Source organism: Gilvibacter sp. (assembly GCF_965601605.1).
Lineage (GTDB): Bacteria > Bacteroidota > Bacteroidia > Flavobacteriales > Flavobacteriaceae > Gilvibacter.
The window spans coordinates 14,106-27,039 of the sequence record NZ_CBFCWJ010000049.1 but is presented as its reverse complement, the minus strand read 5'-3'; the positions used below and the strand labels follow the sequence as shown (position 1 = coordinate 27,039).

General features: G+C 45.7%; 11 protein-coding genes. 10 read left to right on the top strand and 1 reads right to left on the bottom strand.

All coding sequences use genetic code 11. The features are described 5' to 3' along the window. Nucleotide 1 precedes the first annotated feature (1 nt). Genes ACSLP7_RS14075 through ACSLP7_RS14030 form a run of 10 tightly spaced genes read left to right on the top strand, consistent with a single transcriptional unit; the run spans nucleotide 2 to nucleotide 11,640 of the window. Complete coding sequence (locus tag ACSLP7_RS14075) at nucleotides 2-1,162, top strand: 3-hydroxyacyl-CoA dehydrogenase NAD-binding domain-containing protein (RefSeq protein ID WP_435579904.1); 1,161 nt, start codon at nucleotides 2-4, stop codon at nucleotides 1,160-1,162. Then, nucleotides 1,162-1,569, top strand: a complete 408-nt coding sequence (locus ACSLP7_RS14070) for a PaaI family thioesterase (protein ID WP_435579903.1) — start codon at nucleotides 1,162-1,164, stop codon at nucleotides 1,567-1,569. The genes ACSLP7_RS14075 and ACSLP7_RS14070 overlap by 1 nt, the downstream gene beginning before the upstream one ends. A gap of 1 nt (nucleotide 1,570) precedes the next feature. Further along, the gene (locus ACSLP7_RS14065; protein WP_435579902.1) at nucleotides 1,571-2,782 is read left to right on the top strand and encodes a 3-oxoadipyl-CoA thiolase; all 1,212 of its coding nucleotides are present in this window, start codon (nucleotides 1,571-1,573) and stop codon (nucleotides 2,780-2,782) included. Between the two features lie 5 nt (nucleotides 2,783-2,787). Then, on the top strand, nucleotides 2,788-3,387 hold the full coding sequence (locus ACSLP7_RS14060; RefSeq protein WP_435579901.1) for a short chain dehydrogenase: 600 nt from the start codon (nucleotides 2,788-2,790) through the stop codon (nucleotides 3,385-3,387). Nucleotides 3,388-3,396: 9 nt separating this feature from the next. Further along, nucleotides 3,397-5,892: a phenylacetic acid degradation bifunctional protein PaaZ gene (gene paaZ / locus ACSLP7_RS14055; RefSeq protein WP_435579900.1), complete on the top strand. Its 2,496-nt coding sequence runs from the start codon at nucleotides 3,397-3,399 to the stop codon at nucleotides 5,890-5,892. A 2-nt stretch (nucleotides 5,893-5,894) separates the two neighbouring features. Beyond that, nucleotides 5,895-6,647, top strand: coding sequence for an enoyl-CoA hydratase/isomerase family protein (locus ACSLP7_RS14050; protein ID WP_435579899.1), 753 nt, complete (start codon nucleotides 5,895-5,897; stop codon nucleotides 6,645-6,647). Further along, nucleotides 6,647-7,249, top strand: coding sequence for a transferase hexapeptide repeat family protein (locus ACSLP7_RS14045; protein WP_435579898.1), 603 nt, complete (start codon nucleotides 6,647-6,649; stop codon nucleotides 7,247-7,249). The genes ACSLP7_RS14050 and ACSLP7_RS14045 overlap by 1 nt, the downstream gene beginning before the upstream one ends. Further along, nucleotides 7,246-8,514 carry a dihydrolipoamide acetyltransferase family protein gene (locus tag ACSLP7_RS14040; RefSeq protein ID WP_435579897.1) on the top strand — a complete coding sequence of 423 codons (1,269 nt, stop codon included), beginning with the start codon at nucleotides 7,246-7,248 and terminating at the stop codon, nucleotides 8,512-8,514. The genes ACSLP7_RS14045 and ACSLP7_RS14040 overlap by 4 nt, the downstream gene beginning before the upstream one ends. Before the next feature lie 16 nt (nucleotides 8,515-8,530). Beyond that, a complete protein-coding gene (locus ACSLP7_RS14035; protein ID WP_435579896.1) occupies nucleotides 8,531-9,580 on the top strand; it encodes a branched-chain amino acid aminotransferase in 1,050 nt (349 codons plus the stop codon). An 11-nt stretch (nucleotides 9,581-9,591) separates the two neighbouring features. After that, nucleotides 9,592-11,640, top strand: a complete 2,049-nt coding sequence (locus tag ACSLP7_RS14030; protein ID WP_435579895.1) for an alpha-ketoacid dehydrogenase subunit alpha/beta — start codon at nucleotides 9,592-9,594, stop codon at nucleotides 11,638-11,640. On the opposite strand, the gene ACSLP7_RS14025 is transcribed toward ACSLP7_RS14030, so the two are convergent. Beyond that, complete coding sequence (locus tag ACSLP7_RS14025) at nucleotides 11,637-12,731, bottom strand: DUF7452 domain-containing protein (RefSeq protein WP_435579894.1); 1,095 nt, start codon at nucleotides 12,729-12,731, stop codon at nucleotides 11,637-11,639. The two genes, ACSLP7_RS14030 and ACSLP7_RS14025, sit on opposite strands and share 4 nt — an antisense overlap. Nucleotides 12,732-12,934 lie beyond the last annotated feature (203 nt).

Genomic DNA, 12,934 nt, shown 5'->3' with positions numbered 1-12,934 from the left:
TATGATACATCGAGTAGGTATAATCGGAGCGGGAACCATGGGTAGCGGCATTGCACAAGTTGCAGCCACTGCAGGATGTGAAGTTGTTCTTTGTGACCTCAATCCAACGGTACTGGATACCTCTAAAGACAAGTTAGAAAAGGTGTTGAGTCGTTTGGTTGTCAAAGGTCGTATTGATGCCGATGAGAAAGCGCGTATTCAAGGCTTGATCAAGTATTCAACAGATATTAAAGATCTCTCCGACGCCAATTTGATCATAGAAGCCATCGTAGAATCTCTGGAAGTAAAGACTAAGGTGTTTCAACAATTGGAGTCTTTAGTGCGAGAAGATTGTATCATTGCCACTAACACTTCGTCCTTATCTGTGGCGGCTATTGCAGCTTCATTACAACATCCAGAACGCTGTTTGGGAATTCACTTTTTCAATCCAGCGCCACTCATGAAATTGGTAGAAGTAATTCCTGCTGTTCAAACTGCACAAAACAATACGGACTTAATCGTTCAAACCATTAAAGATTGGGGTAAAGTAGTAGCATTGGCCAAAGACACTCCTGGTTTTATTGTAAACCGAGTGGCAAGACCTTTTTATGGCGAGGCTCTCCGAATTTTAGAAGAAGGCATTGCCGATGTTCCCACTATTGATTGGGCTTTAAAAACCAAAGGTGGCTTTAGAATGGGTCCTTTTGAACTGATGGATTTCATCGGGAATGATGTGAATTACACCGTTACAGAAACCGTATTCAAAGCTTTCTATTACGACCCGCGATACAAACCTTCCTTTACCCAAAAGCGTTTGAGTGAGGCCGGCTATTTAGGCAGAAAGTCGGGCAGAGGCTATTACAATTATGCAGAAGGCGTCCAGAACCCCGAGGCGATCACCGATGATGCTCTCGGCACATTAATATTCAACCGGGTTTTAGTGATGCTCATCAATGAAGCGGCAGATGCGCTATACCTCAATATCGCTAAGGCAGAAGATATTGACTTGGCCATGACCAAAGGGGTTAATTACCCCAAAGGACTCTTGGCCTGGGCAGATGAATTTGGTATAGCTAATTGCGTAGATCAATTAGACGCACTCTACGACACCTATCGTGAAGATCGATACAGAACATCGCCTATCCTAAGAAAAATGGCCGAGGCCAATCAAACCTTCTTTTAATGCAAGGCGAGAAGATTCCATATAAAATGCTCTCTTTGGATCCCTTCAGCCAATGGCTGGGGATTGAGATTTTACACGCCGAGGTTGGTCGTGTACGTCTTGGACTAAAAGTACGACCTGAGATGCTCAACAGTATGGGTTTTGCCCATGGTGGAATCACCTATTCATTGGCAGATACTGCCTTTGGATTTACCAGTAATACCCACGGTAAATACGCCGTCTCCATAGAAACTTCGATCAATCACATCGAGGCTTTGAATGAAGGCGATTATTTGGTGGCCGAATGCACCTTGGATCACACCAAGAACAAAGTCGGTTTTAATATCGTAGAGATTCACCGCGGAGAAGAATTAGTAGCGCTTTTCAAAGGCGTTGTTTACAGAACATCTAAAGATTGGGAAGAATAATATGAAAGAAGCCTATATCATAGACGGAGTTAGAACTCCAATAGGAAATTATAAAGGAACCCTAAGCGCCGTCAGAACGGACGACTTGGGCGCTCATGTTATTCGTGAGTTGACCTCGCGGCATCCAGAGATTCCGCTAGACGCTTATGACGACGTGATCATGGGCTGTGCCAATCAGGCTGGAGAGGACAATCGCAACGTGGCGCGCATGTCATTGCTTTTAGCAGGTTTACCATTTACCGTTCCCGGAGAAACGATCAACAGATTGTGCAGTAGTGGCCTTTCTGCCATTGTACAGGCTAACCGTGCTATCAAAGCCGGTGATGGAGATCTATTCATCTCTGGGGGAGTTGAAAATATGACGCGCGGACCTTATGTGATCGCTAAACCTTCTTCTGCGTTTGGTAATGATTCCAAAATGTATGATTCCAGCTTCGGATGGCGATTTGTAAATCACAAGATGCACGAGCTTTACGGAACCGATGGCATGGGAACCACAGCAGAGAATCTCGTTGCTAAGTACAACATTTCCCGAGAGGATCAGGATGCCTTTGCACATTGGAGCCAGATGAAGGCCGCAGCAGCTCGTGAAAATGGGCGGCTTGCCAAAGAGATCGTGCCTGTTACCATTCCGCAGCGTAAAAAAGACGATATCGTATTTGCAGCAGATGAGTTCATCAAAGCAGGTACCACCAAAGAAATTTTAGCCAAGCTTCGTCCCGCATTTAAAGCAGACGGCAGTGTGACGGCTGGAAATTCTTCCGGTTTGAATGACGGAGCTGCCGCCACCATTGTCGCTTCAGAAGACGCCGTGAAGCAGTACAACCTAAAACCACTTGCCAGAATTGTAAGTTCTGCAGTGGTCGGTGTAGAGCCAAGAGTCATGGGAATCGGCCCTGTAGAAGCCACTTATAAGGCGCTTCAAAAGGCCAACCTAAGTCTTGAAGATATGGACGTCATTGAGCTCAATGAGGCTTTTGCCTCTCAAGCTTTGGCCTGCATTAGACAGTGGGGCTTGGCCGACGATGACCCGAGAATCAACCCTAACGGAGGTTCCATTGCCATTGGACATCCGCTTGGAGTTACAGGAACTCGAATTGCCTATTCTGCTGCTCTGCAATTGCAAGAAACTGGAAAGCGCTATGCGCTGATCACTATGTGTGTAGGAGTAGGTCAAGGATATGCGGCAATTATTGAAAACGTAAACCTTTAAACAGGATGAAAGTAGTAGTCATTGGAGGAAACGGAACCATAGGCAGTCATGTAGTTACAGCCCTTAAACAAGCACATGAAGTGGTTGTTGTAGGTAGAAATTCTGGGGATCTCCAAGTGGATATGGCCTCAGAGGCCGATTTGAAACAGCTCTTCAAGACCACAGGCACTGTAGATGCCGTTGTGGTTACCGCCGGTGATGCCAAATGGGACAAATTTGAAAGCTTGACTGAAGACGATTTTTATATCGGGATCAACAGCAAACTCATGGGACAGGTCAATGTGGTGCGTATAGCCAAAGACTATTTGACGTCAGGGGGCTCCATTACCTTGTCTACAGGTATTCTTGCAGATGACCCAGTGGATATGACCACCTCTGCCGCTATGGTCAACGGTGCCATACACAGTTTTGTAAAGGCTGTAGTACTTGAATTGGACGCAGTACGTGTCAATGTAGTGTGTGCTGGTCTAGTAGAAGATGCCTACGAAAAATATAAAGACTATTTCCCCGGACACGATCCGGTTCCGATGCCGAAGGTGACCAACGCTTACCTCAAAAGTGTACTCGGAAAGATCAACGGACAAATTATACGTGTTAACGCATAAATCAGCAGTATGAATAAGACCCAACATTATGTATTAGGATCCTGGATGGACGGTACCGGAGACGGTAACCCAATCGCAGATTCAGTGACCGGAGAAGTTTTTACTGCAGTATCCGTAGAAGGACTTGCAGTGCCTGATATTTTACAATACGGTCGTGATAAAGGCGATACCTTAAGAAAAATGACCTTCCAAGAGCGCGGAAATATGCTCAAAAAGCTAGCGCTTCATTTGACCAAAAAGAAGGAGGCCTTTTATGAGCTCAGTTACAGAACTGGAGCCACGCGCATTGACAGTTGGATCGATATTGAAGGTGGATTTGGAAACCTCTTTGCCAACGCATCGCTTCGAAAACTATTCCCGAATCAGCCGTATCACGTAGAAGGAGATCCTATTGACCTTTCTCGCGGTGGGCGTTTTATGGCTCACCACATTATGGTACCGCGACAAGGAGTTGCTGTGCATATTAACGCTTTTAATTTCCCAGTTTGGGGTATGTTAGAGAAGTGTGCCGTAAATTGGATGGCAGGTATGCCCGCTGTAGTTTTGCCAGCTCCGCAAACCGCTTATTTAGCAGAAGCTGTTGTGCGTGAGATCATCGCCTCAGGAATTTTGCCTGAGGGTAGCTTACAACTCATTAGCGGCACAGCCAAAAACATTTTAGACACGGTACAATCTCAAGATGTGGTCACCTTTACGGGTTCTGCCAGTACCGGTCGCTTACTAAAAAATCATCCGCAACTGCTTGCAGAGTCAGTACCTTTTACCATGGAAGCTGACTCTTTGAATGCATCTATCTTGGGAGCTGATGCGGTTCCAGGCACTCCAGAGTTTGACCTTTTTATCAAAGAGGTTCGCAAAGAGATGACCGTAAAATGTGGTCAGAAGTGTACTGCGATTAGAAGAATCATTGTTCCAGAACCTTTGATGGAAGATGTACAGATCGCCTTAGGTAAAGCTTTGGATAAAGTAACCGTAGGTGACCCACGCCTCAAAGAAGTACGCATGGGAGCCTTGGTAAGCACGCAGCAACGCGATGCGGTTAAAGAACAAGTAAGCAAGATTGCCCAAACGGCTAGTTTGGTCTACGGGAATTTGGATGGAGTAAATACTACTGGCGCTGATGCAGAATCTGGAGCCTTCATTTCGCCGATTTTATTACGAGAAGACGATCCATTTAAAAATCAAGCGGCACACGTTACGGAAGCCTTTGGCCCAGTAAGCACTTTGATGCCGTATAAAGATATGGATGAGGCCATCACCTTGGCCCGTATGGGTAAAGGTTCTTTGGTGAGTTCTATTGTGACTCATGACGATGCCATTGCTAGAGATTATGTCGTTGGAGCGGCCAGCCATCACGGACGTATCTTGGTACTCAATAGAGAGAACGCAAAGGAAAGTACGGGGCACGGTTCTCCACTACCAAACCTGATCCACGGAGGTCCAGGTAGAGCTGGAGGCGGAGAAGAAATGGGAGGCATGCGCGGTGTGAAGCATTATTTACAGCGTTGTGCAGTACAAGGTTCGCCAACTACGCTAACGGAAGTGACCGGGATCTATCAACCTAAAGGTGCTTACAAAGAAATTGACAAGCATCCTTTTGCTTACCACTGGGAAGATATTGAGCCTGGCATGTCCTTAAGGACTCACAAGCGCACCATCACTGATGGTGACATTGTGAATTTTGCCAACCTGACTTGGGATCATTTCTACGCCCATACAGACATTACCTCATTAGACGGTTCCATTTTTGAAAAGCGCACGGCGCACGGGTATTTTATCCTCGCTGCGGCAGCTGGTTTGTTTGTTTATCCAAACAAAGGGCCAGTAGCTGCCAACTACGGTTTGGAAGAGTGCCGCTTTTTACGTCCGATCTATCACAATGATACCGTTTATGTACGTCTGACCTGTAAGCAGAAGATCGATAGAGATTCACGCGGGAAAGAATTGCCTAGCGGAATTGTCAAATGGTATGTGGAGGTTTTTGATACTGAAGATGAGTTGGTAGCTATTGCCACCATCTTGACCATGGTGCAAAAGAAGCAAACGGTGTTTACGGAGATGACCGAGAGTACCATCAAAAGCTGTCTTAATAGACTTCAGACAGATGACAAACCCGCATGGGGAACCATGACGGCTCAAAGCATGGTAGAACATTTGGAATATACCTACCGCATTGCCAGTGGAGAGATTCAAGATTTTGAGATCGCCACACCGGAAAAGATATTAGAAAAGGTCAATGAGACCTTATATAACTATAAAAAAATGCCAAGGAAATACGATTTTCCTTTGGCTGCAGAATCAAAGATCGAAGAGCATTTGCACGCCGATCTTGACACTGCGAAAGCAAAAATGCTAGAAGCGCGCGAGGGGTATCTGCAGTTCTTTAAAGAGAATCCAGAGGCCATTACCAACAATGTGGTCTTTGGACCGCTCAACAAGTTTGAATGGTATTTGTTGGAGCGCAAGCATTTGAATCATCATTTTGAACAATTTGGACTACTATAAATATGACGGCACCCTACGTTAAAACGAATATAGAAGACGGGATAGAAACCATTGAATTCTTCCATCCCGCACACAACAGCTTACCAGGAGATATTTTGGCGCAACTTGCCGATGCTATTACGGCTGCTGGAGAAAATGAGGCCGTTAAGGTGATCATTTTAAAAAGTGGAGGAGATCGCACTTTTTGTGCAGGCGCCAGTTTTAAAGAACTCATCGCAATAAATGACGCCCAAACCGGGCAAGTGTTCTTTTCTGGATTTGCCAATGTGATCAATGCCATGCGCAAATGCCCTAAGTTCATTCTTGGACGTGTTCAAGGGAAAACCGTTGGAGGCGGAGTTGGTTTGGCTTCTGCAACCGATTACTGTATGGCCACCAAATTTGCGGCTATCAAACTCAGCGAACTCAATGTTGGGATTGGGCCCTTTGTGGTTGGACCAGCGGTAGAGCGCAAATTGGGCTTAAGCGGCATGTCGCAGATCGCTATTGATGCCAATACTTTTTATCCCGCAGAATGGGCCAGACAAAAAGGATTATTCACTCAGGTTTATGATTCCACAGAAGAGTTGGACGAGGCCGTCAATGGTTTTGCCAAGCAGCTCTGCGGATACAATCCAGAGGCCATGCGTGAAATGAAGCAGATGTTCTGGCAAGGTACCGAGCATTGGGATGAACTATTAGCCCAACGTGCCGCCATTAGTGGACGCTTAGTTTTGAGTGAATTCACCAAAGAAACTTTGAAACGATTTAAGTAGTGATCTATTCCTTTAAAGGACATATCCCAGTAGTGCACCCGAGCAGTTTTGTGCATCCTTTGGCGGCAGTCACCGGCAATGTGATCATTGGTAAAGACTGTTATATAGGGCCAGGAGCTGCTATTCGCGGGGATTGGGGTGAGATCATTTTAGAGGATGGCGTCAATGTTCAGGAGAACTGCACGGTACATATGTTTCCGGGCAAGAGTATTACTCTGGCAGCTGGAGCTCATGTAGGTCACGGAGCGGTAATTCACGGAGCAAATTTGGGTCGTAATTGCCTTGTCGGGATGAACACAGTGATCATGGACGATGCCGTCATTGGAGACGAATCCATAGTAGGAGCTATGAGTTTTGTCAAGGCAGAGACAGTAATTCCGAAGCGCAGTTTAGTGGTTGGAAATCCGGCGAAGGTGATCAAACAGGTCAGTGATGAGATGATGGCTTGGAAGACTGCTGGGACTAAGCTCTATCAACAGTTACCGGCAGACTGTCACGAATCCCTCAGAGAAGTAGAGCCCTTGACAGAGATTCCTGAAAACAGACCCGTACAAGAAGATTTTTACAAAACACTAGCGAGTTTTAAACGCAATAATTCATGAAGAAACACACCTTGACTTTACCGAGAATGGGAGAATCCATTACTGAAGGCACCTTGCTCAACTGGTTGGTGAGTGAAGGCGAGTCCTTTGCAGAAGGAGATATCCTGTGTGAAGTGGCTACTGACAAGGTAGATAATGAAGTTCCAGCTCCTGCTGCTGGAACGCTAATCAAGCATTTGGCTGTAGCTAAAGAAGTCGTGGCTGTAGGCGCTCCTTTGGCAGAATTAGAACTCAGTGATGAAGTTGTGGTCAAAGCGGAAGCGCCAAAAACTGCCGCTCCAGCATCCGCAGCACCCAAAACATCAAAACCCAAGAAAAAGCCGGCCACGGGCTACACGGTAAATGAAAATATCTTTGTGAGCCCGCTCATTGAGGCCATTGCCCGTGAGCATCATATCAGCTTTGAAGAACTGGCTAGAATCCCAGCTACGGGGAATGAAGGCCGCTTGCGAAAGAGTGATGTTATGCAGTATATCGCAGACGGACGCCCGTATCAATTTGTACAACCTGCAAGTGACTCAGGCTTTAAGGTACCCGATCTGAAATTTGACAAAGGCACGGGAGAACGGGTTCCTATGGATCGTATGCGCCAAATGATCGCAGATCATATGGTGTTCTCCAAGCATACTTCGCCTCACGTAACCGCTTATGTTGAGGCCGATCTTACGGCAATGAGTACCTGGCGCAAAGCCAATAAAGCGGCTTTTATGGATAAGCACGGGCAGAAGTTGACCTTTACGCCTTTGTTCATTCAAGCCATCGCAAAAGCCATTCAAGATTTCCCAAATATCAATAGTTCTTTAGATGGCGAAGACATCATCATCAAAGATCATATCAATATTGGTATGGCTACTGCTTTGCCAAGCGGCAATTTGATCGTTCCTGTGGTCAAGAATGCTGATCAATTAAGTTTGGCGGAATTGGCTGCGGAGACCAACCGTTTAGCCCTCTCAGCGCGTGAAGGCAACCTAAAAGCAGACGATACTCAAGGCAGCACCTTTACCATTAGTAACGTTGGGACTTTTGGAAGTCTTATGGGCACGCCGATCATCAATCAGCCCGAGGCCGCGATTCTCGCAACGGGAATCATTAAAAAGCGCGCTGAGGTGATTGAGTATCCTGAGGGAGATCAGATCGAGATCCGACAAATGATGTATCTCTCCCTTTCTTTTGACCATCGTATTGTAGATGGTTTCTTGGCAGGATCTTTCTTGAGAAGGATAGCCGATTATATGGAACAGTTTGATTCCGACAAAACGATTTAAGACCATGGAAACAACTATGCAAAATATAAAAATTCAAAGGGTAGCTCAATCAAGAGCCACTGCTATTGATTTTGACAATATCCCACTAGGGCGCACTTTTACAGACCATATGTTCATCTGTCAATATGAAGATGGGCAATGGCAAGATCCTCAGATTCGTCCTTTGGAGCTTATCCCAACACATCCTGCGGCGATGGCCTTGCACTATGGACAAGCTATTTTTGAAGGCATGAAAGCTACTGTGGATGCCTCTGGGAATCCTATGCTTTTCAGAGCTTATGAGAATGCTGCTCGCCTAAACTTTAGTGCGGCGCGTATGGGGATGCCTGATTTTCCCGAAGAACTTTTTGTTGAAGGTCTAAAGCAATTGGTAGCCTTAGAACGCAATTGGATTCCTCCTCAAGAAGGCAGTGCTCTATACTTGCGTCCATTTATGTATGCTGATGAGCCCTTTATTGGGATGCGTGCGGCAACTTCCTATAAATTTATCATTATCGCATCACCTGCAGGTCCGTTCTTCAGTAAGCGTATCCGTTTGTATGCGGAGAATCAGTATATCCGAGCTGCTCAAGGTGGAACAGGAGAAGCCAAGGCTGCAGGGAACTACGCAGCTGCCATTCGCCCGACAGAATTAGCGAAGGCCAAAGGCTATGACCAAGTTTTATGGTTAGATGCAGAAAATCACGAATACATTCAGGAGGTTGGAACCATGAATATCTTTTTTAAGATCGATGGGCATTTTGTAACTCCAACCTTGGACGGTGCCGTACTTGATGGTATCACCAGACGTTCTGTAATGACCTTATTGACCGACGCTGGATACAATGTGGAGCAAAGACGAATCAGTATCAAAGAATTGGCAAAAGCGGCCGTTGAAGGTCGCTTAGATGAAGCCTTTGGTACTGGAACAGCTGTTGGTATTGCTTATATCGAGGCTATTGGTTGGGGAGATCAGGTGATTCCTGTGGGCGACTCTAGCCCTGTGGCAGAACAGATCAATGCGACCTTGAATGGAATTAAAACGGGACGAATAGAAGACCCTCACAACTGGATGCTTACCGTATAGTTTCCTCAGCTATGAATAAAGAACTTTTACAAAAGGCATTTGCCAATGTGGCCACGGCCAAGGCTATGACCGAACTCTATGAGGAAAACTTCAAAGAGGTCTCTAAATATGTACATGCAACTTCACGCGGGCATGAGGTAATTCAGACCGCAGTTGGCTTGCAGATGCAACCCCAAGACTATATGTTCCCGTATTACCGGGACGATTCGATGTTGCTCGCCATAGGAATGCAGCCCTATGAATTGATGCTTCAGGTCTTGGCTAAAAAAGAGGATCCGTTTTCTGGCGGAAGAACCTATTATTCCCACCCGAGTTTGCGGGATGAGGACAAACCTAAGATCCCACATCAAAGTTCTGCCACAGGAATGCAAGCTATCCCTGCAACAGGAGTAGCGATGGGCTTTTGGTACAAAGAAAGTGTAGGCCTGCAGGATGAGTCTGTTGCACCGCCTGTTGTGATTTGCTCCTTAGGAGATGCATCTGTGACCGAAGGAGAGATCGCTGAAGCTTTTCAAATGGCGGCCTTAAAGCAGTTGCCCATCCTGTACTTGGTGCAGGACAACGGCTGGGACATTAGTGCCAACGCTGCTGAAACGCGTGCACAAAACGCCTATGAGTACGCTGCTGGATTCCACGGTTTGGACGCTGTGACTCTTGATGGAACTGACTTTGCAGAAAGTTATTCGCAATTGGAAGAGATCATTGCTATCATTCGCAAAGAGCGCAGACCGTTTTTGGTTCATGCTAAGGTGCCGCTTTTGAATCACCACACTTCTGGGGTTCGTATGGAGTGGTATCGGGATGATCTGGACGAGGCGCGCAGTCGTGATCCCTATCCTAAGATAATTAAATTACTCAGTGAAAATGGTTTTTCTGCGAAGCAGATCAGCGCTATTGAATCCGAAGTCAAAGAAAAAGTAGCTGCCGATTTTGTTAAGGCTAAGGCTGCAGAAGATCCGAAACCGGAAGATCTTTTTACGCATGATTTTGCACCAACTCCAGTTACTCAGGAGCAAGGTGACCGCAGCCCAGAGGGAGCTGAACAGGTTGTAATGGTAGACTGTGCCCTTTTTGCCATTGAAGAACTCATGGCGGAAAATAAAGAGTGTCTGCTCTACGGTCAGGACGTGGGAGCCCGATTAGGAGGTGTGTTTAGAGAAGCAGCAACGCTGGCCCAAAAGTTTGGAGATAATCGCGTGTTCAACACACCGATCCAAGAAGCTTTTATTGTAGGTTCTACCGTTGGGATGAGTGCAGTTGGGTTAAAACCTATAGTTGAGGTTCAGTTTGCTGATTATATCTGGCCAGGACTCAATCAGCTGTTTACAGAAGTGAGTCGCAGTTGTTATTTGAGTAATGGAAAGTGGCCCGTTTCTATGATCTTGCGTGTACCCATTGGTGCTTACGGTAGCGGTGGACCTTATCACAGTTCTTCTGTAGAAAGTGTGGTGACCAATATCCGTGGATTGAAGATCGCTTATCCGAGTAATGGAGCTGATCTTAAAGGTTTGCTCAAAGCGGCCTATCACGATCCGAATCCTGTGGTGATCTTTGAGCACAAAGGTTTGTATTGGAGCAAGGTGCCGGGCACTAAAGGAGCTACTTCAATTGAGCCTGCAGAAGATTATGTTTTGCCTTTCGGAAAAGCTTGGGTATTGAATGAGATCTGGAAGCAGGAGCAAGAAGAAACCCTGAGCATTATCACTTATGGTATGGGTGTCCATTGGGCTATGAATGCTGCGGAGCAGTTAGGAATGAAGGATCGCATTGAGATCGTTGATTTGAGAACCCTGCATCCCTTGGATTATGAAACCGTATTTGGTTCTGTAAAAAAGTGTGGAAAGTGTCTGGTTGTGACGGAGGAACCATCGGAGAACACCTTCGCTAGAGCATTAGCAGGCCGAATCCAGGAAGAATGTTTCGCCTCCCTGGATGGCCCAGTAATGGTTATTGGTAGTGAGAATATGCCGGCAATTCCGCTGAACAGCACCTTGGAACAAACTATGATTCCTTCTACTGAAAAGGTCAAGGAAAAGATTCAGCAATTGCTCAACTACTAGTTACGGATCAATTTTACCGTTTGAATAGATACTCCAGATTGTACCTTGGCAAAGTATTGTCCAACATTCAACCCGGAAAGATCTGCTTGTAAGCTGTTGTTGGTACCCTCTAAGGTCATTACCTTCTGTCCAAGAACATTGAAGATCTCTACTTGCTCAATCGGTGTGCTAGCAGAAAAGCTTACTATATCTTGAGTTGGGTTTGGTGCGTAAGTCAAACCTTCTACAACGGTATCATCAACGCTTAGTACCGCATCGTATATCTTAAGGTTGAACTGCGCGTTTACTGGGAAGTCACTAAGGTCCTCCGTATAGATGGCCCAGTTGGAACCGGTGTACCAAGCTCCCATCACCTCGTCTACTATTACGTTTGTTGCATCTCCGCTTGCACCCCAATTGTGTGTAAATACAAAACGGGCTTCCGGGTCACCATCTAAAAGAGGATGACTTATTACCGTGTAGTTTCCAGAGATGTTACCCGCGGTAGCAACGTGCTTGGCAGAGGTTGTTGTGGTTCCTTCAATGCTGATGAAAAAGGCAGAATCGAGAGGAATAGCATCTAGATCCTCGGCATAAATGTTCCAACGATTATCTCCGTCATCATACCACAATCCATAAGTTTTATCGTTACGCAAAGAACTTGGGTTGTAGTAAGTAGTCAAAGTGATGATGGCATCTGGATTGTTGTTAATGTCTGGGTGGTTTAGCACCGTGTAGGAATCAATACTTCCTTGATTAGCTATATCCGCTATATGAACGTAAACATCAGTTCCATTACCGATGTAAACGTTGTATGAAGAACCTTCAATCATGGCAGAACCATTTTCATTGTAAATGCCCCACTGTCCTTGACCTGGGCTATAGAATAAACCAGAGTTGTTGGTGTTGTAAACACCAGCAGATCCAGGTGGATTCCAGCTGTGTGAGATCACGATGTCGGCATCTGGATTGTCATTCAAATCGGGATGGTCTATCCAAGTTAGATCTGATGAAATTGTTGGAGCGGTGGCTGTATGCACAAAGAAACTGTCTTGGGCAATACCAGCTGCACTAAGTAAAAGTGCGATTAAAAGGGGTGTAATTTTTCTCATAATTATTCGAGTTAGTTAAAAATTTCTACTCGAATATATTGCAAGCCGTTTCCTGAAAAAAAAGGTAAAAACCTGTTTGTTTTCTCGATTATTTGGGAGGAACTGTCGTATCCCTTTTACAGTGGGCAATTCGAAGTATTCTTAACTGTGATAAATCGGCTTAACTAACTGGTAATTAGGGGAAAAAACCTCGAGTTTTAAAG

Excerpts from the sequence above, each read along its gene's own strand:
- ACSLP7_RS14070 (WP_435579903.1), top strand. The coding sequence starts at position 1,162 with ATGCAAGGCGAGAAGATTCCATATAAAATGCTCTCTTTGGATCCCTTC.
- ACSLP7_RS14025 (WP_435579894.1), bottom strand. The coding sequence starts at position 12,731 with ATGAGAAAAATTACACCCCTTTTAATCGCACTTTTACTTAGTGCAGCT.
- ACSLP7_RS14040 (WP_435579897.1), top strand. The coding sequence starts at position 7,246 with ATGAAGAAACACACCTTGACTTTACCGAGAATGGGAGAATCCATTACT.
- paaZ (WP_435579900.1), top strand. The coding sequence starts at position 3,397 with ATGAATAAGACCCAACATTATGTATTAGGATCCTGGATGGACGGTACC.
- ACSLP7_RS14035 (WP_435579896.1), top strand. The coding sequence starts at position 8,531 with ATGCAAAATATAAAAATTCAAAGGGTAGCTCAATCAAGAGCCACTGCT.
- ACSLP7_RS14030 (WP_435579895.1), top strand. The coding sequence starts at position 9,592 with ATGAATAAAGAACTTTTACAAAAGGCATTTGCCAATGTGGCCACGGCC.
- ACSLP7_RS14075 (WP_435579904.1), top strand. The coding sequence starts at position 2 with ATGATACATCGAGTAGGTATAATCGGAGCGGGAACCATGGGTAGCGGC.
- ACSLP7_RS14060 (WP_435579901.1), top strand. The coding sequence starts at position 2,788 with ATGAAAGTAGTAGTCATTGGAGGAAACGGAACCATAGGCAGTCATGTA.
- ACSLP7_RS14065 (WP_435579902.1), top strand. The coding sequence starts at position 1,571 with ATGAAAGAAGCCTATATCATAGACGGAGTTAGAACTCCAATAGGAAAT.
- ACSLP7_RS14050 (WP_435579899.1), top strand. The coding sequence starts at position 5,895 with ATGACGGCACCCTACGTTAAAACGAATATAGAAGACGGGATAGAAACC.